Below are 24,785 nucleotides of genomic sequence, written 5' to 3'. Positions count from 1 at the left end.
ATGTCCGAGCTGATGACCAAGCCGACCCCCCGCCCCGGTATCATGGATATTGCCGCCTATGTGCCCGGCAAGTCTCACGGCACAGGCGCGGGCAAGGTCCACAAGCTGTCATCGAACGAAACGCCGCTCGGACCGAGCCCGAAGGCCGTCGCGGCGATCCAGGCGGTTGCCGAGCATCTCGAGCTCTACCCCGACGGCCAGTCGTCTGCCCTGCGCGAGGCGATCGCGGCCAAATACGGTCTCAATACCTCCAACATCATCTGCGGCAATGGCTCGGACGAACTTCTGGGACTGCTCGCCCACATCTATCTCGGTCATGGCGATGAGGCGATCATCACCGAACACGGGTTTCTGGTCTACAAGATCCAGATCCTGGCCAACGGCGCCACGCCCGTCACGGTCAAGGAGAAGGATCAGACCGTCGATGTCGATGCGATCCTTGCAGCCGTCACCGAGCGGACGAAGATCGTGTTCATCGCCAATCCGGCAAACCCGACCGGCACCTATATTCCGTTCTCCGAGGTGAGACGGCTCCATGCGGGCCTGCCGTCGAACGTGCTGCTGGTGCTCGATGCCGCCTACGCCGAATATGTCCGCCGCAACGATTACGAGGCCGGCCTTGAGCTGGTGGCCGAAAACGGCAATGTCGTCATGACCCGGACCTTCTCGAAGATCTACGGGCTGGCGGCGCTGCGCGTCGGCTGGCTTTACGGGCCGCACGACATCATCGATGCGCTGGAACGCGTGCGTGGGCCCTTCAACCTCAATGCGCCTGCGATTGCGGCCGCCACTGCCGCCGTCAAGGATGACGCCTTCACCCGCGCCGCCGTCGACTTCAATACGGGATGGATCGAAAGGCTTACCTCAGAGCTCACCGCGCTCGGCCTGACCGTGACGCCTTCCGTGACCAATTTCGTGCTGATCCACTTCCCGGATGAGGACGGCAAGCGCGCCGCCGATGCCGACCGCTATCTGTCCGAACGGGGATATATCCTGCGCGCCGTCGCGGGCTACGGCTTCCCGAATGCGCTGCGCATGAGCGTCGGCGTCGAGGAAGCCAATCTCGGCGTCATCGAGGCGCTGAAGGCCTTTCTCGGCAGGGAAGCGAAGACGGCATGAGCGAATTCGAACGCATAACGCTGATCGGCATCGGCCTGATCGGCTCGTCGATCGCGCGCGACATTCGCGCCAAGGGGGTCGCCCGCGAGATCGTGGTGTGCACGCGCTCGCCGGAAACGCTGCGGCGGGCAGAAGAGCTTGGTCTCGGTGACCGCTATACCACGTCTGCGGAAGATGCGGTGCGCGGCGCCGACATGGTGATCGCGTCGGTACCCGTCGGCGCCTCCGGCGCTGTGGCGGAACAGATCGCCCCCAATCTCAAGAAGGGCGCGATCCTCACCGATGTCGGCTCCACCAAGGCATCCGTCATTTCCCAGATGACGCCGTTCGTGCCGGAAGGCGTGCATTTCATTCCCGGCCACCCGATAGCCGGCACCGAGAAATCCGGTCCGGATGCGGGCTTTGCCGGGCTCTTCAAGGGCCGCTGGTGCATTCTGACGCCGTCCGAAGACGCAGACCCGGACGCGGTCGCAAGGCTGACGCGGTTCTGGCAGGCGCTCGGTTCGCGTGTCGATACGATGGCGCCCGATCATCACGATCGCGTGCTCGCCATCGTCTCGCACCTGCCGCACATCATCGCCTATAATATCGTCGGCACCGCGGATGATCTGGAAACGGTCACCCAGTCCGAAGTGATCCAGTATTCGGCCTCGGGCTTTCGCGACTTCACCCGCCTTGCGGCCTCCGACCCGACCATGTGGCGCGACGTATGCCTGCACAATCGCGATGCGATTCTGGAAATGCTCGCGCGGTTTTCGGAGGATCTCGCCTATCTGCAGCGGGCCATCCGCTGGGGCGAAGGCGACAAGCTGTTTGAGCTTTTCAGCCGCACGCGCGACATTCGCCGCTCGATCGTCGAGGCAGGCCAGGATGTCGAGGCCGCGGACTTTGGCCGTCACGCGCTCGACGACAAGTCCTGATCCGCGCCGATCAGAGCGGGGGTATCTGACCGAGCGGGATGAAGCCCAGCACGGCCTTGCCGTGGGTGACGCGGACGTCGAGCCTCATGGTGCGTTGTCCGCCGGCGAAACCTTTGACCAGACCGGTCACCGTATCGATCACGCCCGCGGCTTCCGGAAACGACAGCTGCAAAAGCTCTGAAAGGCCGTCTATTCCGGTCATCTCAAAGCTGAAACGGCCGTCGAGATAGCCTTCCGAATCGAAGGCGAACCGCCCTGACACCGCCATGTGGGACTGGCTTTCGCCGATCGTCAGCGCCGCCTGATTGATGATCCCGCTCTTGCCCCGCAGCATCTGCGGATGAAAGTTCTTTTCCAGAAGCGGGCCGCCCTGATCCACCGTCGCCAGAAGGTTGAGCGAGACGGCAGGCAGCGCCTCGCCATTGTTCTGCGGGCGCAGCACCGCATTGTTGAGCGTCAGCGCGACATCGAGGTCGCCATCATCATTGCGGACGAGCCCCTGGCCCTCTTCCGCCGTCAGCGTCCCCTGATTGCCAAGCGGGTCGGCGTAGCGCGCTGTCATCGAATCAAGTTCGAAGGACACCAGCCGGGGCCCGCCACCCTTGTAGATCAGCTTGCCGCCGAGATGCTGCCATTCGGTGCGCAGCAGCATGCCCGAATCATCCTGAAGCGTGGCCGGCCCCGTAACCGTCGCCAGAACCGTCCAGGGCGAATAGACCGGTGCTTCTGCAAGAAGTTGCGGCGTATCGAACACCGTATCCGATACCCGGTCGCGCACATGGAGCCCTTCGCAGAAGAAGCCGAATTCGACGGGAAAGCCCTTGTAGTCGACATCTTCGCAGGTGACGATCACGTTTTGCTGCTCCTGGCCTTCGAGCAGCGCGAAGATGCGGGCCTTCACCGTCCTTGCGATGAAGAACCAGCCAAGGGCGTAGATCACGGCGAGGAGAAGCACGACGATGATCGTCCACTTCACGAAGTTCCGCATCCGGGTTGATCTCGCCATCATGGTTCCCCATTCTAATCTGCAAACGAAACGGCTTCAGGCATAGCATATGGACGAATTCTGGGTATTTGGCTACGGCTCGCTGATGTGGAACCCGGGTTTCAAGACCCACCGGAGCCTTCATGCGCGCCTATCGGGCTATCACCGCAGCCTTTGCGTCTATTCGCACGTCCATCGCGGAACCGCGCAAAAACCCGGTCTTGTCCTGGGCCTCGATCGCGGCGGCTTCTGCGAGGGCGTCGCCTTTGCCTGCCGCACCAAGGACGAGGACGAGGTGCTCGATTATCTGCGCCGGCGCGAGCTCGTGACCCGGGTTTACCGCGAACTCGTTCTGCCGGTAAGGCTCTCTTCGGGCGACACCGTGCCCGCCATCGCCTATGTGGTCGACCATGCGCATGAGCAATATGCCGGCAAGGTCGACCTCGACCATGCGGCGGAGATCGTGCGCGGCGGCCACGGCCAGTCCGGCTCCAACCGCGACTATGTGCTCAATACCGTCGATCATCTGCGCAACATGGACATCGGGGATGGGGCACTCGAAACGATCGCCAAGCTGTTGAAAAACGAAAAGCCGCGCCCGAGCCATGGCGACGCGCCATAGCGCCAACGCCTACCCCTCGCCGGCGCGCAATGCAAAGATGCGCCGTTTGGTGACCTCTGGAAGATCGAGATGCGGGTTGGCCTCAACCGTTTCGAGAAGCAGCCGGTCGCTTTCGCGTTCCATCGTTTCCACCAGTTCGGAAAAGAAGGCCTTCGGGTCCTTGCCGGGCAGGATCGGCGGCAGGATACGGACCTTGAAATGGCCGCCCTGCCGACGGAAACTGCCGCGCGGCCAGAACAGACCCGGATGCATCACCACCGGGATTACCGGGACGCCGAGATCGCGGTAGAGCCGCTGGATGCCGCGTTTGTACTCCGGTTCTGCACCGGGGGGGCGCCGGGTACCCTCGGGAAAGATCACCAGCTGGCGCCCGGTTTCCACTTCCGCCTTCGTACGCGCGATCGCATCCGCCATCGCCCGTCCTGTCTGCGCTCTGTCCACGGCGATCTGGCGCTGTTTCTTCAGATACCAGCCGAACAGCGGCATCTGGATCAGCTCGCGCTTGAGCATGAACACCGAATCCGGGATCCATGGCAGCAGCATGATCGTATCCCAGGCCGACTGATGCTTCGGTGAAATGATGCAGGGCCCGTCGGGCAGATGTTCGAGCCCTTCGATCTCGAAGGTCGCACCCGCCCAGATCCGCATCTGCCGGTTGACGAACCTTCCCCATCCCTGGACCACGACCCGATAGGCATCTTTGCGCGACGCCATGAAATAATAGGGCGACTGCACGATCATGCGCAGAGCGGTTCCGACGTAGAAGGCGGTGTTGAAGGCGGCGGAGTGGATCGCGCCCATGTCATTTCCCCTCTGCAGCTGGCGCCAGCACCGGAAGGTCGGTGCGCGCGCGGATATAGGCGCCGATCAGTTTCAGGTATTCCAGTCCCGCAACCCTGAAGTAGCGCAGGTCTTCCTGCCAGGGCGCGCCCGGTTCCGACATCGCCACCGGATAGCCGACAAAGATGGTATCGGGATCTATGGCACGCAGTTCGAGCAGCCCTCGCGGCAGATGGTAGGCGCTGGTGACCACCAGGATGCGCTGGTAACCATGCTCCTCGATCCACTGTCGGGTCTCGACCGCATTGCCATGGGTGTCGAGCGCCTCGTAGCCGACGTCGACGCAGCATTCGAAGAGCTGGCTGTCCCCGCCGATGATCTTCTGGATGCCGGAGGGCGACGTGGCGGGATTGACGCCGGAAATCAGCAAGCGCTCTCCCGCACCTGACTCGAGAAGCGCAAAGGCCTCCTCGATCCGCCGCGATCCTCCGGTCAGCACCACGATCGCATCGGTCTCATAGATATGGGGCGGCCTGGCCGTGAATATGTTGACGCAGAACACGACGAAACCGCCGGAAAGCAACAGCACGCCCGCAACGAAGATCATGCCAAAAAGACGCAACACCGCGCCGCCGAACGAGCGTCGCCGTGTCTCGCTGCCGCCTTTTGCGTGCAGTCCGCGCCCCCTTTCAGCCATGCTCGTTCCGTTCCAGTCCTTGAGCCCGCTTGCGACGGGTTCTTCCTAAAATGTGTTCATGAGACCGCCCGAATCAGACGATTGACCCGCCAATCTATACATCACGGGAAATCGAGTTGAAATTCAGGCGAAGGCTCCGGCAGACAATCCCGTAAAATCACCCATTGTCGCTGCGCTCGGGATCGGACCGGATCAGGTCGATCTCCCGGATGGTGCGAATGACGGTGAGCCGGGTCGTCAGCGCCGTCAGACAGGCAATTGCGATGATCGTCAGGAGGATGCCGAAATAGGCGCCCCAGCCGATCGAGATCGTGCCGAACAGCGCCGTTGTCTGGTCGGCGCCGGGCGTTGCGAGATAACGGCGCTGCCAGAACCGCGCCAGCACGAAGAACAGGCAGGCAAGCGCCCCGCCGAGAAATGCCCCCTTCAGCGCGACATTGAGGAAATGACGCTGGAACTGGCGCGCGACGAACCCCGCCTCGGCGCCGACGAAATGCAGCACCTCGACGATATCGCGGCTGCCGGCGAGCGCGCCGCGTGTGGCAAACACCACGGTCAGCACCATGGCCGAGAAGACCAGTGCCATGATCGAAGCGCCGATCGTCGTGGTGGCATCGGCCATCGCCGAAAGCCGGTTCACCCAGGCACGATGATCGTCGAGGCTCGCGCCCGGCACGCCCTTCTGCAAGGCCGCGGCCATGGCCGCAAAATCGGGCGGATTGTTCTCATCGATGGTGACGATGACAAGCCGCGGCACCGGCAGCATGTCGAAATCGAGGCCGGTTCCGAGCCAGGGTTCGAGCAGCCGTTCGGTTGCCGCCTCATCCACCACCCGGCCATCCACCGTCCCCACGAACTGGAGGGCGATGTCGCGGGCGTTGAGAAGCGCCTCGTCCATGTCGCGGCCTTCGCGCGGCTTGATCTGGATGGTCACCTCCCGCGAGATTCCGTCCTGCCAGCTGGCAGCGGTCGCGCGCACCATGGATACGGCGCCGAGCGTGAGGCAGGCCAGAAACGCCATGATCGTGACCACCGCCATCAGCGCCCGTGTCTGGACGTTCGAGGGCGGCACGATCGGGGTCGACTTGCGCGGCGATCTGGAAGAGAGCCGGCCGCGCGGCTTGCCGCTCTCCATGGCAGCCGGGCGCGGCGTCCTGACATTGCTTTCCGGCGGCGCGGAAGGGCGCGGAGCAGCGCGCTTCGGGGCTTCGGCCGGTGCTGCCGGCGCCTTGTCCCGGGCCGTTTTGACGACCGCATCAGGTGGCGCCGCAGGCTTTTCCGTGCGCGCCCTCGCCTTTTCGGCACGTGCTGCGGCTTCCCGGGCGGCGCGCTGCAGTTCGGCCTGGCGTTCCGCCTGTTTTTCGCGCGCCAGGCGCTCGGCCTGTTCGCGCTCCTCGGCCGGCTTGCGCTCGGCCTCCCGCTTGGCCTGTTCTTCCTGCTGGGCCCGGATTTCCGCGAGCCTGCGGACTTCGAGCAGACGCTCTTCTTCCGCACGCGCGGCGGCGCGCTGTCTCTCGACGCGTTCTCTTTCCTCGATGCGCGGATCGCGAAGCGAACGGGGCGGCCTAGTCATGGATATCGAGCCTTCCATCCGAAAGGATCATCCGGCGCGCATCATAGCGATCCATCAGCGCGATATCATGGGTGGCGATGACGACGGCAGTGCCCAGCCGGTTGAGTTCGACAAGCAGGCTCAGGATACGCCGCGCCATCGGCGGATCGACATTGCCGGTCGGCTCGTCGGCCAGCAGCACTTCCGGCTGGTCGATGAGCGCACGGGCAATGGCAACGCGCTGCTTCTCGCCACCGGAAAGAATCGGCGGGCGGGCATGCAGCCGCTCGCCGAGCCCGACCCATTTCAAAAGCTCGATCACGTCGTTTCTGTAGGAAAGCTCTTCCCGCCCGCGCACCCTGAGCGGCAGAGCGACATTCTCGTAGATCGTCATATGGTCGAGCAAGCGGAAATCCTGGAACACGATGCCGACGCGCCGCCTCAGCATCGGCAGTTCCCGGTGCGGGATCACGGCGACGTCGCGGTCGAAGAGCCGGATCAGTCCCCGCGTCGGCTGCAGCGCCATCAGCATCAGCCGGAGCAGCGTGGTCTTTCCCGCGCCCGAGGCCCCAGTCAGAAATTGGAAGGATTTTTTCGGGATGTCGAAGGTCAGATCCCGCAGAACTTCCGGGCCCATGCCGTAGCGCAGTCCCACGTTCTCAAACTGAATCAGTGCCATGCCCTGAGGCTGTCCTCTTCGTTCCATAGCGGCCATGATGCGCGATTATGAATAACAGGTGGTGAACAGGCTGCAAGCTTTGGCATTTTTGGCGGATATCCACGGCGTTTTGTCCCCTTCGCCTGCGCCAACGCGCCCGCGCGATTGCCCGCCTGCGGCAAACCCATTAAAAACGGTCACTCACCGATAACCCCATGCGGCGAAAAGGGCCTTGCGCCCATCCATACCGCAGGCAAAGGAACGCGCCCATGCATGTCGTCCGCGGCAAGAAGATCGAAGTCCTGTTTTCGCCGGAGGAGATTGCCCGGCGCAACGAGGAGCTGGCGAGCGAAATCGCGAAAGGCCCTTCCAGGGACCTTCTGGTCATCGCGATCCTGAAAGGCTCCTTCGTGTTTGCCGCCGACCTGATCCGCGCGCTCCACAAGATCGGCCTTGCACCGGAGGTCGAGTTCATGACGCTGTCGAGCTACGGCACCGGCACCGTCGGCAAGTCCGTGAAGATGGTCAAGGATATCGACAGCGAAGTGAAGGGCCGCGATATTCTGCTGATCGACGATATTCTTGAATCCGGCCGGACGCTGCGCTTTGCCCGCGAGCTGATGCTGGAGCGCGGCGCGGCCAATGTCTCGATCGCGGTGCTGCTGGACAAGGGCAACAAGCGCGAGGAAGCGCTCGAGGCCGACTATTCCGGCTTTCACTGCCCGGACAAGTTCGTGGTCGGCTACGGCATGGATGTTGCCTATGCGTTCCGCGAGCTGCCCTTTGTCGGCGTTGTCACCGGAGATGCTTAATCAGGTATAAACAGGCGCCGAACAGCTTGTTAACTACATAAAACGCCACATTTCGATGTTTACCTATCGCTAGGAAAGTTCTGGTCATCTCGTATTCAACAAAGCCCGGGAACAACGGGCCGCATATACGGGTTATGAAAGACAGAGAGAACTGGATAGCGCCATGGCGAGGATTCTGATCACTGAAGACGAGGCGTCGCTGCGCATGTTCGTGGCGCGCGCCTTGCGGCTTGACGGGCATGAAACCGTGGAAGCCTGCGATGGCGCCGAAGGCCTCGAGCTTCTCGGCGAAAGCCATTACGACCTTCTCCTGTCGGATGTCCGCATGCCGATCATGGACGGGATTGCGCTTGCCCACGCGACCGCAATCGACCACCCGCGCACCAAGATCCTGCTGATGACCGGCTTTGCCGAACAGCGCGAGCGCGCCGACGACCTTATGGAAAAGATCGTTGATGTGGTCTCGAAGCCCTTCGCCCTGCCCGATATCCGCAAGGCAGTGGCCCGGGCGCTCGCTGCCTGAGCTTCCCCGATCGCTGAGTTGCCTTGTCGACACGCGGCCCATCGGCCGCGTGCTGTATACTATGAATGGATCAGAGAGAGGTGCCGCGAGACGCGATCGTTTGCTGGCGTGCGGATAGGTTGCCCCTTCGGCCCTGTTGTCTCACACCAAAGGTGCCAGAGTGGTCATGATCGGGCCTGACCCGAACATCCATCGTGCACAAGCAACTAACTTGCGATCTTATTTTCGAGACCGAACAAGACTGCCTGGATCCTCGGGTCAAGCCCGAGGATGACCCTGTTGGGGGTGGTGGCACGACTTGCTGCGTGGCAAGACTTGTTGAGTGAAAAGACTTGAGTGGCAAGGCTTGATGACGCGCCCGGAGAGCGCCGGAACGACGTCTTAAGATCGATATGGCCCCGACGAAGAGCGGGAGCGCCTGGCAAGAGGCGCCCCTTCAAAACTCAGCCCGAGATCTTCGAGAAATCCGCGACCGTGCCGGTGGCCTCGCGGATCATGGCAAGCAGGGCCAGGCGGTTGGCGCGAACAGCCTCGTCCTCGGCATTCACCAGAACATCGGTGAAGAATGTGTCGACGGGCGCGCGCAGCGTCGAGAGCGCTTCCATGGCGGCGAAATAGTCTTCGCTTGCGGAAGCGGCCTTAGCCTTCTCGACGGCTGCCTCAATGGCGGCGTAGAGCGCCTTTTCAGCATCAAGCTCGAACAGCGCCGGATCGACGGTCACGGCAATCCGGGTCTTCTTCTTCTCTTCCGCCGCCAGCAACTGGCTGGCGCGCTTTTCGCCGGCCAGAAGGTTCTTGCCGTCCTCGCTGTCGAGGAATTTCGTCAGCGCCTCCACCCGGCGGGCGACGACTTCGAGATCGTCGGCATCGGACCCAAGCACCGCGTCGATCAGGTCATGCCGCGCGCCAAGATCGCGCAGATAGACCTTGAAGCGGTCGTGGAAGAAGGAGAGCAGGTCGCGATCGTCGAAGATCGACAGCAGCGGCAGGCGCACGCCGCGCTCCAGAATGATGCGAATCACGCCAAGCGCCGCGCGACGCAGAGCGTAAGGGTCGCCGGAGCCGGTGGGCTTTTCGTCGATCGACCAGAAGCCGGTGAGCGTGTCGAGCTTGTCGGCAAGCGCCACCGTCAGCGAGACCTTGCCGCGCGGCACGACGTCTGAGGGGCCGAGCGGCTTGTAATGTTCTTCGATGGCCGCTGCCACATCCTCGCTCTCGCCCTGAAGGATCGCATATTTGCGGCCCATGGCGCCCTGAAGCTCCGGAAACTCGCCGACGGCCTCGGTGCGCAGATCGGCCTTTGCCAGCACGACCGCGCGATCGACCTCGGCCGCGTCGGCGCCGACGATCGGGGCGAGCTTTTCGGCGAGCGCGCGGATGCGGGCGACGCGGTCGCCCTGGCTGCCGAGCTTTGCGTGGAAGGTGACGTTCAGTGCGTCGAGCTTGGCCATGCGTTGGTCGAGCGGCTTCTTCAGGTCGAGGCCGAATTTCTCGGCGGAAGACTGAAGCATCTCAAGATCCGGCAGGTCACGCTGGTCGATGTGCCAGAAATGCAGCGCGTCGGAGAGGCGCGCGCGCACAACCTTGCCATTGCCATGGCGGATTTCCTTGCCGCCGTCGGTGGCGGCGATGTTGGCGACCAGGATGAAGCGGTTGGTCAGCCGGTCCTCGCCGGTCTTGCGGGTGACGAAGCATTTCTGGTTGGTCTTGATCGTCAGCCGGGTAATCTCGTCCGGGATCTCGAGGAAGGCCTCTTCGAATTCTCCGAGCAGCACCTGCGGATATTCGACCAGTCCCGCGACCTCGTCCAGCAGCCCCTCATCCTCGACCACTTCAAGACCATTGGCAAAGGCGAGATTGGCGGCATCCTGGCGGATGATCTCCTTGCGGCGCTCGGCATCGAGCACGACGTAGGCCTTTTCAAGGCCCGCAGCGTAATCGGCGAAGCGCTTGACGGTGAAGGCTTCCGGCGCGTGGAAACGGTGGCCATAGGTGACGTTTGAGGCGATGATGCCATCGATTTCGAAATCGATGACCCTGGTCTCCTCGATCTCGGTCCCGAAGGTGCAGACGATCGACTGCAGCGGGCGCACCCAGCGCAGGCTGCCGGGCTTCGCGGAAGCCGCGCCCCAGCGCATCGATTTCGGCCAGGGGAAATTGCGGATGATGCCGGGCATCACATCGCGGATGATCTCTTCGGCATCCCGGCCGGGCTTTTCGATGATGGCGACGTAGAAATCGCCCTTCTTCGGGTCCGACTGGATTTGCGCCTCGGAAATGTCAGCAAGCCCCGCACCGCGCAGAAAGCCTTCCAACGCCTTTTCCGGCGCGCCGACGCGCGGGCCCTTGCGCTCTTCGCGGACATCGGCGGAACGCGCCGTCAGGCCGTGAATATCAAGGGTCAGCCGGCGCGGCGTGAAATATTCGCGCGCGCCCTCATAGGTCAGCCCCGCATCGACCAGCGCATCGGTGACGCGCTTTTTCAACTCGCCTGCGGCCTGACGCTGCATGCGCGCTGGGATTTCCTCGGAGCGGAGTTCTAGCAAAAGATCTGGCATCGGGCGGCTTCTATCGTGATCTGGAACTTGGGTGTGGCGGTGTTAGCAAGCTCCGCGAAAAAAGTCATCCGGCAATGCTCTTTTTCGATGGGCTGCCGGAAAAGAACCGTTTTTGCGCCCGCAACGGGCCGGATTTTCCGTTATTCTGGACATACCAATGGAGGCTTTCCCGTGTTCACACTTTCCCTCTTGCCTCTTGTCCTGATGGCAAGCACCGCGACTAATGTTTCCGCCGAACCGGTTCTGCCGCAGGGCATTTTCAGGACGGCGTGCATCGAAATCGGCAAGGATGGCCGCCATGGACTGATCGCTGAGGTCTCGATCGAGGGCAATGTGATTTCGGCCTCGGCCCAGTCCTACGCCCGTAATGACTGCGATGAGGCGACGGTGCGCGCCGACTATCGCGGCGTCGTGACCGGCTCGAGCGAAAGTGGCGACCGGATCGACTTTACCCAGCAGACTGGTGCATTCACCTATACGCTCCTCGCAGACGATGTGACGACGTATTACAATGCCAATGTCGAAACCGCCGGATGCGGCATCGGCGATTGGCAAACGGGTGTCGCCCGCGACGTTGCCGGCGCCACCTGCGCACCCTATTCTTTTCCCGATGTCGGGACAGTGCTGAAGGACAGCGTGTGGGCAAATAACAACGGCATCGTCTTCGGCCGGATGCCGCTTGTCTGGGAGACAGACGACACCTATCCGGCAACCGCCTCCGGCATTCTTTTCACCCGCGTGAAAGACTGAGCAGCCGCTACCAGCCTCCGCCACCGCCTCCGCCGCCACCGCCGCCGGAAAACCCGCCGCCGCTCGAAAAGCCGGAGGACGAGGTGTTCTGGGTGGGCATCGAGGACGACATCGTCGAGGCCATGGAGGAGGAGAAGTTGCCGATCTGGTCGGACAGATTGTTGTGGCGGAAATCGCCGGCATACCAGTAAGGCGAATAATAGCCCGCAGTGCCCGCCGCAACGGCCGCCACAAGCCATTTGTCGAAGGTCGCCGACCAGGGCTTTTCCACGCCGAGCGCCACCGCATAGGGCAGCAGCGTTTCGAAATGTTCGGGCGACATTTCCGGAGCGCCGCGCATGTTCATGCGATCGGCTTCGGCGAGCATCAGATACTGTTTCAGGCCCGCAATCTCATCCATCTTCTTGCGGCCGATCGCCGTCGGCGCGCCCATGATGAAGAAGAAGATCAGATTGACGAGGACGATGGCGCCGACTGCGGCGACGACCACCCAGTCATCGGCGCGAAGGCCCGCGCCCATTGCGGTGACAGCGAGGCCGCCGATGGCCTGCAGCACGGCAAATCCGGCGATAGCAATGCCAAAGACCCTTCCGAGCACCCTCGAAATCCCATCTCCGCGCCTGCTGAAAAGCTTGGCGAGAACGCTTGAGCCGACGCCGATGAACACCGCCGCAAATACGGACATGAACAGGACCGGCAGGATGTCCGGCGAGAAGTCACCGAAGATCAGAAGGACGAAGGCCATCAACGCGGACAAGGCCGCACCGCCGATCGTATAGCCGGTATTGGTGACGAAATATTCGCCGCGATGCTCGCTGGTGATTGCCGAGGTGAAGGCGCTCGCCATGGAGGAGACCGCAGAGCTGTGCTTCTTGTCGACAATGAAAACGCCATCGGCGGCGTCCACCGCCTTCAGCAGCGCCTTCTGGCCGGCGGGAAGGGCCGGGTCGTATGGCTTGGCGGTCCGTTTCAGCGTCATCCGCTTCTTCGGCTCGTCGATCACGAGGTAGCCCTTGACCGCAAGATCGATGGCGGTGGCGGCGATCGCGTCGAACCGGCGCGATCCGAAACCCTGGTGCTCGACATAGGCGACGAGGGCTGGCGACAGGCCTTCCGGCGGCTCCCAGCGCGGCACCATGACGCCTGCTGGCGGATCGCGCCCGACCTTGCGCCATGACAGCAAATAATAGGCGAACACCACCAGAAACCCGGCAATGCCGAGGATGTAATCGCGGTAGTCGCTCAAAAACCACGAGGCCGCCTGCGATGACGACGGGGCATCGATCGCGCCCTTCGGCACGGCGATGACAACGGAAAGCCCCTCTTCAGGTCCAAGCGGCTCGGTGGTTTCGACGGTCACCACATTGCCGCTGCCGCTTTCGCGGGCGTTCTGCGCGCGCGAGCCGTATGCGCCGGTGTAAAACGCGGTCCTCGTCGGCGTCACACCCTCCGGCAAGGTGATCGTGGCGGTCGCTTTCTCGATGGGGAAGGCCCAGAAATTGCCGGTGGCGTTCCAGTAGATCTCGTCGTGATCGTCGAAGAAGCGCACCTGCCGGTCGGTCTCGTAGGTCAGCTGATAGGTATGATTGCCGGGCGAGACCGTCTCATTGGCGGACCCGATATAGATCCGGATGCCGTCCCTGATGCTCTCGGTGTGGTGGTCGACCGGCCTGCCGTCAAGCGTGACGGACTTGAGGTCGAATGTGACCTCCCCGGTGCGCCCGCTGTCGGTATTGAAGCGGAGCGGGAAATCCCGGTAGATGCCGCGCCGGATCTGGTCGCCCTCGGCATGGACGGCGATGGTCTCGGTGACATCGTAGACGCCGGATTTCTGCACCGTGACATCGGAGGTGTAGCTGTTGATCACTTCCGCTGCGCGAACGGGTGCTGCTGCCAGGAAAAGCATTGCGAAAAGCAACGCGATGCCGCGCGGCTTCCGATCTCCCCGGCTGAGGCAAGTCGGAAATGCTCGGACTTGAGGCTTGCACCCGATAGTCTCTCCCGCTTGCGGGAGAGATGCCCCGAAAGGGGCAGTGAGGGTGAAGCAGCTTTTCAGTTTCGCGAGGGCTTTCGCGACGAGGCTCTCCCCCCTCACTGTCGCTGTCGCGACATCTCTCCCCTCCGGGGCGAGAAGACTGGGGGGCTCTGCGGGACGACCAAGCGCGCACCTGCCCTCAAGGGGGAAGATTGAAGGGAGTACCGCTGCAAAGGTCATGTGCATCCTCGGAACCCACCGCATGGCTACCTCACGCGAGAGTGACAGTGTCCGGTGCGCCATGGTGATCCTCCGTCAGTGTTCGTATTCGACGCCAAGCGATGCCAGCGCATCCCAGTAGCCGGGATAGGTCTTGCCGACGCAGAGCGGATCCAGAATGGTGATGCCGGAAATCCTGAGGCCCGCGAGCGCGAAGCTCATGGCAATCCGGTGATCGGCGAAGGTGTCGATGTCGGCGGGCAGATGCTGGCCGGCAAGCGCGGGGTCGGAGTGCACGATCAGGTCGTCGCCGTCCTCTTCCGCAAGGCCCTCGCGGATGGCGTTCAGGCCAAGCGACAGCGCACGGGTGCGATCGCATTCCTTGACGCGCAGGTTCTCGATGCCGGTAAAGCGCACCGGGGTCTCGTTGAAGGCGGCAAGCACGGCGAGCGTCGGCACGGCATCCTGCATCTGGCTGCCGTCGATTTCGGCGGGCATGTGCGGGAAGGTCGCCATCACGGCGTGGGACTTCGCATCCGGCTGGGTGAATTTGTCCGCAGCCGTACCGATGCCGATCCGTCCGCCGGTGAGCATTTCGGCGGCCCAGAGATAGGTAGCTGCGGAAGCGTCGGGCTCGATGTGGAAATCGGTTGCCTCATAATCGCCTGGCATCACCGTCCAGGTGGCGTCGTCCACCTGCTCGGCCTTCGCGCCGAAGGCCGCCATGGCGTCGAGCGTCAGCTGGATATAGCCGCGCGCGCCGATTTCCGTGCCGGTCAGCGCAATGGTGACGGGGGCCGAAGCGAGGGGGGCAGCCATCAGCAGGGCGGAGACATACTGGCTCGAAAGCCCGGCATCGATCTCGATCCGGCCCGATCCGAACCGGCCATTGCCGTCGATTGTCACCGGCGGGCAGCCGGTCGGGGCCTCGGCGGAAATGCCGAGCCGCCTCAGCGCATCGACCAGCGGGCCGATCGGACGCTTGCGCATATGCTCGTCGCCATCGACAATCACCGTGCCGTCGACGCTTGCCGCAGCCGCCGTCAGGAACCGGGTCGCCGTGCCGGCATTGCCGAGGAACAGCGGGCCGGAGGGCGCGTTGAGCCGTCCTGTGCCGGTCACCACGAAGCTGGTCGCGTCTGGCTCCTCCACCGAAACGCCCATCGCCCGCAGGGCATTGGCCATGTGCTTGGTGTCGGCGCTCTTCAGCGCGCCCGTCAGCCTGCTCTCACCTTTCGAAAGGCCTGCGAGCAGCAGCGCCCGGTTGGTGATCGACTTCGATCCGGGCGGGCTGACCTTTCCCTCAAGCGCTCGGCCGGGCGGAATGATGGTGAGCTTGTCCATAAGGGGGCACTTTCATTGAGGACGCGCGCGAGCGCGAAGATATGTCAGAAGGAAACCTTGGGAACGGCGCGGTCGCCCGCATCCTCGATCTCGAAATAGTCGCGCTTGTGGAACCCGAACTGGCCGGCAATGATGTTGCTCGGGAAGCTCTCCACCTTGATGTTGAGGTCGCGGGCAGCGCCGTTGTAATAGCGCCGCGCCATCTGGATCTCGCTTTCGGTCTTTTCGAGCGAGGCCTGGAGGTCGGCGAAGTTCTGGTTGGCCTTGAGGTCGGGATAGGCTTCCGAAAGAGCAAACAGCCTGCCGAGCGCCTGGGTCAGCTCGCCCTCGGCCTCGGCGCGGGCGGCGACATTGCCTGGCGCGACCGATTGCGCCTTGTTGCGCTTCTCGACCACCTCTTCCAGCGTGCCGCGTTCGTGGCTGGCATAGCCCTTCACCGTCTCGACGAGGTTGGGGATCAGGTCGGCGCGGCGCTTCAGCTGCACATCGATGCCGGACCAGGCCTCCTCCGCCGTCTGGCGGGCGCGCACCAACCCGTTATAAAGCGCCACCACGAAGCCGATCAGGGCTCCGACGATCACGATGATTGCGATCAGTGTCAGCATGTTTCAGCCTCCCCTTGAGAGCGCGGAAACCGCGCAGTGACCTGTCAGGCGGCTTCTGGCTTGTATCCGCCTGCTTCGGTCAGAAGATAAGCCTCGCCGCAGGCTTTGGCCAGTGTGCGCACGCGCAGGATGTAGCTCTGGCGCTCGGTGACCGAGACGACGCCGCGCGCATCGAGCAGGTTGAAGAGGTGCGAGGCCTTGATGCACTGGTCGTAGGCCGGGAACACGCAGCGGTGCAGCATGCCGGGCTCGGACGGGTGGCCGGCGGCAAGCAGCGCCTTGCACTCGGCCTCGGCATCGTTGAAATGGCGATGCAGCATCTCGGTGTTGGCGTATTCGAAATTGTGGCGCGAATATTCCTGCTCGGTCTGCAGGAAGACATCGCCATAGGTGACCTTCTCATCGCCCTCGCGGCCGTTGAAATTCAGGTCGTAGACCTTGTCGACGCCCTGCACATACATGGCGAGGCGTTCGAGGCCATAGGTCAGTTCGCCGGCGACCGGCGCGCATTCGATGCCGCAGACCTGCTGGAAATAGGTGAACTGCGAGACTTCCATGCCGTCGCACCAGCATTCCCAGCCGAGACCGGCCGAACCGGTGGTCGGGTTTTCCCAGTCGTCCTCGACGAAGCGGACGTCATGCAGCAGCGGATCAAGCCCGATCGCCTTCAGCGAGCCGAGGTAAAGCTCCTGCAGGTCCGGCGGCGAGGGCTTCAGGAGCACCTGATACTGGTAGTAGTGCTGCATCCGGTTCGGGTTCTCGCCGTAGCGGCCGTCGGCCGGACGGCGCGAGGGCTGGACATAGGCGACGTTCCAGCGCTTCGGCCCAAGCGCGCGCAGCGTGGTCGAGGGGTGCAGCGTGCCGGCGCCCACTTCCATGTCATAGGGCTGCAGAATGGCGCAGCCCTTGTCGGCCCAATAGGCCTGCAATGTCAGGATAAGCCCCTGAAAGGAGCGGGTCGGGTGCATATGGGGCGGTAGCGTCGCGTCGGACATGGCAAGCAGACTTTGTCTTCATTGAAGGGTCAGCGCTGAGTGCCACGGAAGCGCCAAGGGGTCAAGCCGAGCATCGGCGCGGTTGCCGAAACCGGGCCCCGAAGGTACCCGTCCGCGAAACCCATCGCATACAGTCGCGATTGCGGGCGCCCGCTTATCCTCTAGCCCAGGTAATCCGCGTCGGAGACCTGCTCCATCCAGGTTACGGGAGAGCCGTTCTCCGCCTCCTGGATCGCCACATGGGTCATGGCCTTCTTATCGGTGGCGCCGTGCCAGTGCTTTTCGTGCGGCTCGAACCAGACCGTATCGCCGGGCCGGATAACGATCTTCGGCCCGCCCTCCTTTTGCACCCAGCCCTCGCCCGCTGTCACCAGAAGGCGCTGGCCGAGCGGATGGGTATGCCAGGCGGTGCGCGCCCCCGGCTCGAAGGTGACGACGGCGGCAGCGGCTCTCGCCGGTTCCGGCGGCGCGAACTGGCTGTCGATGCGGACCTTGCCGGTGAACCAATCGGCAGGACCGGCGGCGGATGCCTGATCTCGGTTTTCGATGATCCTCATGGACTTAGCCCTTCAGCGTGGTTTTGAAATTCCAAGGCGGTGTGCGCGGGCCGAGAAGCGGCCGCCCACCGGGCGGCCGCGATCGTGTTACTTCGCGGCGCTCGGCAGGGCGCGGAATTCGTCCTTTGTCGGCGTTGCGAGGCTCACCAGCCAGATCGCAAGCCAGGCGACGATGAAGCCCGGGATGATTTCGTAGATGCCGGGGCCACCCATGAATTTCTGGTCGAGACCAAAGGAAATCCAGAGGATCACCGTCACCGCTCCGGCCACAAGACCAGCCACGGCGCCCGCGCCCGACATGCCGCGCCACATCAGCGACAGGATGATCAGCGGACCGAAGGCAGCACCGAAACCCGCCCAGGCATGCGACACCAGGTCGAGCACTTCCGAATCCGGATTGTGGGCGATGACGGCGGCAACGATCGCCACGACCAGAACGAACAGGCGGCCGATATTGACGATTTCCCGTTCGCTGGCGTTGCGCCGCAGGAACAGCCGGTAGAAATCCTCGGTGAGCGAGGACGAGGCCACCAGAAGCTGGCTCGAGATCGTGCTCATCACGGCGGCGAGAAGCGCAGCCAGCAGGAAGCCGGTGATCAGCGGAATGAAGAGCTGGTTGGCGAGAATGATGAAGATCGTTTCCGGATCGGGGACGTTGACATTGTTGCCGACGGTATAGGAGCGCCCGAAAATGCCGACGCCGACAGCACCCGCAAGCGAGATGATCATCCACGCCATGCCGATATTGCGCGCGCGCGGGACATCCTCAACCGAACGAACGGCCATGAAGCGGACGATGATGTGGGGCTGGCCGAAATAGCCGAGCCCCCAGGCGACCGCCGAAAGGAAGCCGATCACGGTCAACCCGTGGAACATCGACAGGAAGTTCGGATCGACGCTCATCATCCGCGCTTCGGATACGCCGAAACCGCCGGCCTTGATGAGCACGACGATCGGCATGATCACCAGCGCCAGCATCATGATGCAGCCCTGGACGAAGTCGGTGAGGCTGACCGCCAGAAAGCCGCCGACCATGGTGTAGATCAGGACGATGCCGAGGGTCAGATAGATGCCGGTCTGATAGGCGCTCATATTGCCGATATGGATCAGGTCCGGAAAGGCGGTGTCGAACAGCTTGCCGCCGGCAACCAGCCCGGAGGCGGTGTAGACGGAGAAGAACACCACGATGACGATCGCCGAAATGCTGCGCAGCGACAGGGCCCTGCTCGGGAAGCGCTTGGACAGGAACTCGGGGATCGTCAGGCTGTTGTCATAGCGCTCGGTCTGTTCGCGCAGGCGCGGCGCGACGATGATCCAGTTGAAAAAGGCGCCGATGACGAGGCCGATGCCGATCCAGCTCTGAGTCAGGCCGGAGACGAAAAGCGCGCCGGGAAGCCCCATCAACAGCCAGCCGCTCATGTCGGATGCGCCGGCGGAAAGCGCTGCCACGCCCGGCGAAAGCTGGCGTCCGCCCAGCATGTACTCTTCGGAATTCGATGTCGATTTGCGCCATGCATAAATGCCGATGCCGATCATCAGCATAAAATAGGCGGTCAGGCTGATCGTGATACCAAGGTTCATGGCCCTCTCCTTCGCTTGGTCCCTCAAGGAGGAAGTCGCGAAAGCCAATGGCCGCCGCGCCTTCCCTTGCCGCGGAGTTGGCCTCTATACGGCGCACAGTCAACTCCAGCCGAACGGTTGCCGCGTCTTGTAAGCGCGAATCCCCATTGACCGTTCGAAGGGCGAGCTTAGCACTGTGCGGAAAGAAGCGGCAAGCGGCGAAGGAAGAGAGCATCCCTGATGGTAAACAGCGCAATAGGCCGCGAAGCGCAATAGGCGGCGCGCGCGCCTCTTGATTGCAAGGCCAAAAGTCCATCGGCAAATCGCACCACGAAGCACGACTTTTCGCATTCAGTGCCGGAGAAACGGATGTGAAAGAACTATCGGGAGCGTCAGTCGGCGTTCTTGACGCGGTATTCGCCCGTCACCGGGTCCTGTACCAGCGTCCCGGTCGCACCGTTCTTCTGTTCGGCGCGCTTCTGGTCGCCGCGCGCGGAAAGGGCTTCTGCATCGTTGATGAACTTGCGGTAGAGCATGTAGCCACCGCCGGCGATGGCCGCCAGAAACATCAGTCGTCCCATGTCATGCTCCTTCCCAATGTGCCGCGATCCTCTTCAATGGGGTCACAGGCCGTACCGCGCCCATAATGCGCGATCTTCTGCCGTTTCGGCAAGACCCGTTGCCAGGCCTGCGGCGATTTCCTCGCCGCTGATGCCGCTGACGCCGGGAAGCTTGCGCCCGAGCATGGTCGACGGGCCTGTGACGAGCTTCAGTTCAACCTTGTCGCCATAGCGGCTCTTCAGCACCGTGCGCATATCGCCGACGCCATCGACAAGCCCGCGCTCGACGCCGCCGAGACCGCTCCAGAACAGGCCGGAGAACAGCTCGGGATCATCGGACAGCTTGGCGCCGCGACGCTCCTTGACCATTTCGATGAAGACCTGATGGATTTCGTTCTGCAGGCCCTTGAGGAATTCGACATCCTTCTGCTTCTCGGGCTGGAACGGATCGAGCATCACCTTGTTCTCGCCGGAGGTATAGACCCGGCGCTCGACGCCGATCTTGTCGATCAGCCCGGTGAAGCCGAAGCCGCCCGATACCACGCCGATGGAGCCGACGATCGAAGTCGGATCGACAAGGATCTCGTCGCCTGCAAGGGCGATCATGTAGCCGCCGGAGGCAGCGACATCCTCGACGAAGATCAGCACCGTCTTCCGCTTCTCCTGGGACAGCGCGCGGATGCGCTGATAGATCAGCCGAGACTGCACCGGCGAGCCGCCCGGCGAATTGAGCGAGATGGCGACGCAGGGCGCATCCTTCATCGCAAACGCCTTCTCGAGAGCAGGCGCGACGGTTGCAAGGTTCAGATTGCGCCGTCCCGGGGAATTGCTCGCCATGATCGTGCCGGCAAGCCGCACGACCGGGACGATCGTCTTGTCCTTGCGGAACTTCTTCGGCACCAGACCGGCAATCAGGCTTTTCATCGCATCCTCTCGGCGTTCAATCTCGATGGAGCGCATGTATGCGTGAAAGCGCGGAAGACAAGGGCAAGACGGCGGAAAAAGCCTGCAATCAGACGGATTTACCGGTCACGCGGCGAGGATAGTGCGAACGGCCGTTGTTGAGGTCGTCAACAGCTCCAAGAAAGGCATGACCGTCTTGTCCATGCATGATGAAGGCCGGCCGCATCTGCAGGCGGGCACGCGATCCCTTGATCGCACTCACGAGGATCCGGAAGGCATCCTCTTCGGCGCGGGCATGGACCGGCGTGATCTCGAGCCCGCCGAATCGCTTTCCGCAGGCGGCGATGATCTCGGCGAGCGATTGCGGGCGGGCGATCAGCGACAGCTGGCCGCCCGGCCTCAGGATCGCGCCCGCCGTGCGGATCCATGCCTCGAACAGGCCCTCTGCCATGGCATGGGCGACCTGCTTCAACGGATCGGGCGTCTTGCGATCCCGCGCCTCGTTGAAGGGCGGGTTCATGATGACGTGGTCGAAGCCGTCATCGACAAGCCCTGCCGCGTTGCGGGCGGCACCTTTCAGGGTCACATCGGCTTCGAACACGCGGATGCGCTGATTTGTCGCTTCATTCTCGCTCAGTGCCGCTGAGCGGCGCGCATAGTCGGCCATTTCGGGCGACAGTTCGAAAAGCGACACCTCCGCCTCCGGAATCCGGGACGCGACGGCAAAGCCCGCGGCGCCAGCGCCCGCGCCGAGATCGGCAACCTTGAGCGGCCCTTTCCCGCCCGGCTGAAGCGGGCCCACCATCGCGGCAAGCAGCATGGCATCCATGCCGGCGCGGTGCCCCCTGCCCTTGGGCTGGACAAGGTAAAAGGCGCCGCGATGAAAGGCGTCGACGGTCTCCTCCGTCATTCCGGCTCAAGCTCCTTGCCGAGACCCGCATCGGTCAAAAGCGCCCTCGCCTCCGCCTCGTCGCTCTCATCCACCATCAGCCGTCGCGGCAGAAGGCCGAGCGAGCCTTCCATGATGCTCATCGACTGATCCGCCACGAAGAAGTGAATACCAGCCTCCTTCAGCAGGCTTTCCACGAGGCCCAGAACCACGGCATCATTGGTCCGCATCAGTTTGGTAAGGGCCATTCATCACTCCTGAATTTCGATTAAAAAGGAACCGTCACCCCTTGTCGCTGCTGACACCGCTGCCTATTGTCGGCTGGATTGCATGAAAAGGAGCGAGCTCACTTGGGCGCCGTTACACCACTGGTAAAAGAGAACAAATCCGCAGGCTCGGTCAAGCCCATCGTCGACATGACGAAAGCCGACATGGAACGCGTCAATGCGCTCATCCTGTCGAAGGCCGGATCCGACGTCGAGATGATTCCCGAAGTTGCCAACCATCTGATTTCCTCGGGTGGCAAACGGCTGCGTCCGATGCTGACTCTCGCGACCGCAGCGCTCTACGGTTATCGCGGCGATCACCATATCCGGCTCGCCACCAGCGTCGAGTTCATGCACACCGCCACCCTGCTGCACGACGACGTGGTTGACGAGAGCGACATGCGGCGCGGCAAGTCCAGCGCGCGGATGATCTGGGGCAACCAGGCGAGCGTTCTGGTGGGTGATTTCCTGCTTGGCCAGTCCTTCCGGATGATGGTCGAGACCGGTTCCATGGAAGCGCTTTCCGTGCTTTCCGATGCCGCTGCGGTGATTGCCGAGGGCGAAGTGCTGCAGCTTTCCGTCTCGAAGAAGATGGAAACATCCGAGGAAGACTACATTTCCGTGATCCGGGGCAAGACGGCGGAGCTGTTTGCAGCCGCTGCCGAAGTCGGCCCGATCATTGCCGGCGCATCCGATGCCGACCGCAAGGCGATGCGCGATTACGGCATGGCGCTCGGCATTGCCTTCCAGCTTGTCGATGATGTGCTTGATTACGGCGGCAACAGCGCCGATCTCGGCAAGAATGTCGGCGACGACTTCCGCGAGGGCAAGGTGACGATGCCGATCATCCTTGCCTATCAGCGAGGTGACGACAGCGAGAAGGCTTTCTGGCGCAGCGCCATCGAAGACGGCCAGAATGATGACAAGGCTCTCGAAAAAGCCCGAATCCTCATCAAGAAACATGGCGCGCTTGCCGATTCTGTCGAGCGTGCCCTGTCTTACGGCGAGGCGGCGCGCGATGCGCTGTCGGGCCTGCCGCACTCCGCCGGCCGGCATGCGCTTGAGGAAGTGATCGATTTCTGCATCGCGCGGATCAATTGACCGGCGCGCGGCCTGCAAATGCCTGCACAGCACATGAAAGGGAGCGGAGCCTGATGAAACGCCGCCTGAGGACGACACTTCTTGCCGCAGCACTTGTCTTGCCGCTGCCGGCGCTTGCCAAGGACGCGATCGTCAGCGATCCTGTGTATGACGCGCAGGGCGCGCTCAGCTTCGCGGGTGCATTGCTGGCAGGCCAGACCGCAGCCATGGACAATGACCTGGAGCGCGCGATTGCCTATTTCCGCCGCGCGCTGCAGCATGAACCCTATGATATCGGCACCAACAATCAGCTGTTCATCACGCTGATCTTCAACGGCGATCTGAAGGCCGCCGAAGCGCAGGCGCCCAAGACCTCGGACGAGCCGCAGCTTGTTCCGCTGCGCGACCTTTCGCTTGGCCTCGCGGCGCTGCAGGACAAGCGCTACGAAGAGGCCATTCCGCATTTCAAGGCCTATGGTGGAGCGCCGCTCAACGATCTGGTCGCGGGATTGCTGGTGGCCTGGGCGCAGTATGGCGACGGGAAGACCAGCGAGGCGTTGAAGACGATCGATGCGCTCTCCGGCCCGCCCTGGTATGATCTCTTCACCAACTACAATGCCGGCGCGATTGCCGCGGCATCCGGCGACACCGATAAGGCGCGCCGCTATTTCAACGCGGCGCTTCTGGACCGCGAAGGCGGCGGCACCTCGCCCGACACCATGTTGAAGACCGTCATCGCGCTTGCCGCAATCGAGGCCGAGGCGGGCAATACCCGCAAGGCGCTGGACACGGTTTCGACGGCCGAGACCTATGGCCTGAACCCGGCCGTGCTGAACCCGGTGCGCGAACGCATCGAAGCCGGCGATCCGATGCAGAGCCTTCCGGAGACCGCGGCAGAAGGTGCCGGCAGCGTTCTGTTCGAAGTGGCGGCAGCGCTGAACCAGGGGGGCAGCGACGACATCGTGAAGCTTTACCTGGCGCTCGCCGAAGCGATGGCGCCATACGACACCGACGTGCTCTACCTTCAGGGCATTGTTGCCGCTGCCGACGACAAGCCGGAACGGGCGCTTTCCTATTTCTCGCGTATTCCGGCATCTGCGCCGCAGTACCGGCTTGCCGAGCTGCAGCAGGGCCTGGCGCTTGCCGGGCTCGACCGGCTTGACGAAGCCCAGGACCACCTTCTTGCCGTGATCAAGGAGGATCCGGATGACAGGCGCGCCTATCTGGCGCTTTCCGGCGTCTACTCGCAGGAGAAGAATTTCGAGGCGATGGCGGACATCCTCAACCAGGCCGTCGACCATATCGGCCCGGTCGCGGCTTTGGAGGACTGGGGCATCTTCTACCGTCGCGGCATTGCCTATGAGCGGCTGAAACAATGGGACAAGGCGGAAGCAGACTTCAAGAAAGCGCTGGAGCTCTATCCCAACCAGCCGCAGGTTCTGAATTATCTCGGCTACTCCTGGATCGATCAGGGGATCAATCTCGACGAGGGGCTGGACCTGATCCAGCAAGCCGTCGATCAGCGCCCGGATGACGGCTACATCGTCGATTCGCTCGGCTGGGCCTTCTACAAGCTCGGCCGCTATGAAGAGGCCGTGCGCGAGCTTGAACGCGCCGTATCTCTGGACACCGGCGATCCGACGATCAGCGGCCATCTGGGCGATGCCTACTGGAAGGTCGGACGCAAGCTCGAAGCGATCTACGAGTGGAGGAAGGCGCTGGCCGGCGATCCGCCCGAAGATCTGGTGCCATCCCTCGAAGACAAGATCGCCAACGGGCTGACGCCCGAAAACGAGGAAGCGCCGGTCGCCAGCGCACCCGAGGGAGACGGAGACGCCGTCAAGACGCCGTGACCA

General features: G+C 62.9%; 24 protein-coding genes. 8 read left to right on the top strand and 16 right to left on the bottom strand.

Annotated features, from left to right (window positions below):
• Together hisC and HPQ62_RS05620 are read left to right on the top strand one after the other, a co-directional pair.
• A complete protein-coding gene (gene hisC / locus HPQ62_RS05625) occupies positions 1 to 1,119 on the top strand; it encodes a histidinol-phosphate transaminase (RefSeq protein WP_174801550.1) in 1,119 nt (372 codons plus the stop codon).
• Positions 1,116 to 2,039 carry a prephenate/arogenate dehydrogenase family protein gene (locus tag HPQ62_RS05620; protein ID WP_174801549.1) on the top strand — a complete coding sequence of 308 codons (924 nt, stop codon included), beginning with the start codon at positions 1,116 to 1,118 and terminating at the stop codon, positions 2,037 to 2,039. Before hisC ends, HPQ62_RS05620 begins: the two co-directional genes overlap by 4 nt.
• A 10-nt stretch (positions 2,040 to 2,049) precedes the next feature.
• On the opposite strand, the gene HPQ62_RS05615 is transcribed toward HPQ62_RS05620, so the two are convergent.
• On the bottom strand, positions 2,050 to 3,045 hold the full coding sequence (locus HPQ62_RS05615) for a DUF2125 domain-containing protein (protein ID WP_174801548.1): 996 nt from the start codon (positions 3,043 to 3,045) through the stop codon (positions 2,050 to 2,052).
• 49 nt (positions 3,046 to 3,094) lie between these two features.
• On the opposite strand from HPQ62_RS05615, the gene HPQ62_RS05610 reads away from it, so the two are divergent.
• The gene (locus HPQ62_RS05610; RefSeq protein WP_174801547.1) at positions 3,095 to 3,646 is read left to right on the top strand and encodes a gamma-glutamylcyclotransferase; all 552 of its coding nucleotides are present in this window, start codon (positions 3,095 to 3,097) and stop codon (positions 3,644 to 3,646) included.
• Positions 3,647 to 3,655: 9 nt separating this feature from the next.
• On the opposite strand, the gene HPQ62_RS05605 is transcribed toward HPQ62_RS05610, so the two are convergent.
• The 4 genes from HPQ62_RS05605 to ftsE form a co-directional block, all read right to left on the bottom strand.
• Entirely contained in the window at positions 3,656 to 4,447 is a 792-nt protein-coding gene (locus HPQ62_RS05605) for a lysophospholipid acyltransferase family protein (RefSeq protein WP_174801546.1), read from the bottom strand.
• Between the two features lies 1 nt (position 4,448).
• Positions 4,449 to 5,123 (bottom strand): YdcF family protein, encoded by a 675-nt coding sequence (locus HPQ62_RS05600; protein ID WP_174801545.1) that lies wholly within the window; start codon positions 5,121 to 5,123, stop codon positions 4,449 to 4,451.
• A 157-nt stretch (positions 5,124 to 5,280) separates the two neighbouring features.
• Entirely contained in the window at positions 5,281 to 6,258 is a 978-nt protein-coding gene (locus tag HPQ62_RS05595; RefSeq protein WP_174801932.1) for a cell division protein FtsX, read from the bottom strand.
• Between the two features lie 430 nt (positions 6,259 to 6,688).
• Positions 6,689 to 7,348, bottom strand: a complete 660-nt coding sequence (ftsE, locus tag HPQ62_RS05590) for a cell division ATP-binding protein FtsE (RefSeq protein WP_174801931.1) — start codon at positions 7,346 to 7,348, stop codon at positions 6,689 to 6,691.
• A 254-nt stretch (positions 7,349 to 7,602) separates the two neighbouring features.
• Between ftsE and hpt the strand changes: the two genes are divergently transcribed.
• A complete protein-coding gene (gene hpt / locus HPQ62_RS05585) occupies positions 7,603 to 8,145 on the top strand; it encodes a hypoxanthine phosphoribosyltransferase (RefSeq protein ID WP_174801544.1) in 543 nt (180 codons plus the stop codon).
• Between the two features lie 163 nt (positions 8,146 to 8,308).
• Positions 8,309 to 8,668: a response regulator gene (locus HPQ62_RS05580; protein WP_174801543.1), complete on the top strand. Its 360-nt coding sequence runs from the start codon at positions 8,309 to 8,311 to the stop codon at positions 8,666 to 8,668.
• A 443-nt stretch (positions 8,669 to 9,111) separates the two neighbouring features.
• On the opposite strand, the gene glyS is transcribed toward HPQ62_RS05580, so the two are convergent.
• Positions 9,112 to 11,226 (bottom strand): glycine--tRNA ligase subunit beta, encoded by a 2,115-nt coding sequence (glyS, locus tag HPQ62_RS05575; protein WP_174801542.1) that lies wholly within the window; start codon positions 11,224 to 11,226, stop codon positions 9,112 to 9,114.
• A gap of 171 nt (positions 11,227 to 11,397) precedes the next feature.
• On the opposite strand from glyS, the gene HPQ62_RS05570 reads away from it, so the two are divergent.
• Positions 11,398 to 11,976 carry a hypothetical protein gene (locus tag HPQ62_RS05570; protein WP_174801541.1) on the top strand — a complete coding sequence of 193 codons (579 nt, stop codon included), beginning with the start codon at positions 11,398 to 11,400 and terminating at the stop codon, positions 11,974 to 11,976.
• Positions 11,977 to 11,983: 7 nt separating this feature from the next.
• Here the strand turns inward: HPQ62_RS05570 and HPQ62_RS05565 are convergent, their stop codons facing one another.
• The 10 genes from HPQ62_RS05565 to HPQ62_RS05520 form a co-directional block, all read right to left on the bottom strand.
• Entirely contained in the window at positions 11,984 to 13,882 is a 1,899-nt protein-coding gene (locus HPQ62_RS05565; RefSeq protein ID WP_174801540.1) for a DUF2207 domain-containing protein, read from the bottom strand.
• Between the two features lie 384 nt (positions 13,883 to 14,266).
• Positions 14,267 to 15,514, bottom strand: a complete 1,248-nt coding sequence (locus tag HPQ62_RS05560; RefSeq protein ID WP_174801539.1) for a 3-phosphoshikimate 1-carboxyvinyltransferase — start codon at positions 15,512 to 15,514, stop codon at positions 14,267 to 14,269.
• 44 nt (positions 15,515 to 15,558) lie between these two features.
• A complete protein-coding gene (locus HPQ62_RS05555) occupies positions 15,559 to 16,119 on the bottom strand; it encodes a LemA family protein (protein ID WP_174801538.1) in 561 nt (186 codons plus the stop codon).
• 44 nt (positions 16,120 to 16,163) lie between these two features.
• The gene (locus HPQ62_RS05550) at positions 16,164 to 17,114 is read right to left on the bottom strand and encodes a glycine--tRNA ligase subunit alpha (protein WP_174801537.1); all 951 of its coding nucleotides are present in this window, start codon (positions 17,112 to 17,114) and stop codon (positions 16,164 to 16,166) included.
• Between the two features lie 161 nt (positions 17,115 to 17,275).
• Positions 17,276 to 17,671 (bottom strand): (R)-mandelonitrile lyase, encoded by a 396-nt coding sequence (locus HPQ62_RS05545; protein ID WP_174801536.1) that lies wholly within the window; start codon positions 17,669 to 17,671, stop codon positions 17,276 to 17,278.
• A gap of 87 nt (positions 17,672 to 17,758) precedes the next feature.
• Positions 17,759 to 19,252: a sodium/proline symporter PutP gene (putP, locus tag HPQ62_RS05540; RefSeq protein WP_174801535.1), complete on the bottom strand. Its 1,494-nt coding sequence runs from the start codon at positions 19,250 to 19,252 to the stop codon at positions 17,759 to 17,761.
• A 371-nt stretch (positions 19,253 to 19,623) separates the two neighbouring features.
• Entirely contained in the window at positions 19,624 to 19,812 is a 189-nt protein-coding gene (locus tag HPQ62_RS05535; protein WP_174801534.1) for a hypothetical protein, read from the bottom strand.
• Between the two features lie 42 nt (positions 19,813 to 19,854).
• The gene (locus tag HPQ62_RS05530) at positions 19,855 to 20,715 is read right to left on the bottom strand and encodes a S49 family peptidase (protein ID WP_174801533.1); all 861 of its coding nucleotides are present in this window, start codon (positions 20,713 to 20,715) and stop codon (positions 19,855 to 19,857) included.
• A gap of 88 nt (positions 20,716 to 20,803) precedes the next feature.
• Complete coding sequence (locus HPQ62_RS05525) at positions 20,804 to 21,604, bottom strand: tRNA1(Val) (adenine(37)-N6)-methyltransferase (protein ID WP_174801532.1); 801 nt, start codon at positions 21,602 to 21,604, stop codon at positions 20,804 to 20,806.
• On the bottom strand, positions 21,601 to 21,831 hold the full coding sequence (locus HPQ62_RS05520; protein ID WP_174801531.1) for a putative signal transducing protein: 231 nt from the start codon (positions 21,829 to 21,831) through the stop codon (positions 21,601 to 21,603). Before HPQ62_RS05520 ends, HPQ62_RS05525 begins: the two co-directional genes overlap by 4 nt.
• 102 nt (positions 21,832 to 21,933) lie before the next feature.
• Between HPQ62_RS05520 and HPQ62_RS05515 the strand changes: the two genes are divergently transcribed.
• On the top strand, positions 21,934 to 22,950 hold the full coding sequence (locus tag HPQ62_RS05515) for a polyprenyl synthetase family protein (protein WP_174801530.1): 1,017 nt from the start codon (positions 21,934 to 21,936) through the stop codon (positions 22,948 to 22,950).
• 53 nt (positions 22,951 to 23,003) lie between these two features.
• Complete coding sequence (locus HPQ62_RS05510) at positions 23,004 to 24,782, top strand: tetratricopeptide repeat protein (RefSeq protein WP_174801529.1); 1,779 nt, start codon at positions 23,004 to 23,006, stop codon at positions 24,780 to 24,782.
• Positions 24,783 to 24,785 lie beyond the last annotated feature (3 nt).

Source organism: Martelella limonii (assembly GCF_013344475.1).
GTDB classification, from domain to species: domain Bacteria; phylum Pseudomonadota; class Alphaproteobacteria; order Rhizobiales; family Rhizobiaceae; genus Martelella; species Martelella limonii.
This window is presented reverse-complemented; position numbering and strand designations above follow the sequence as displayed.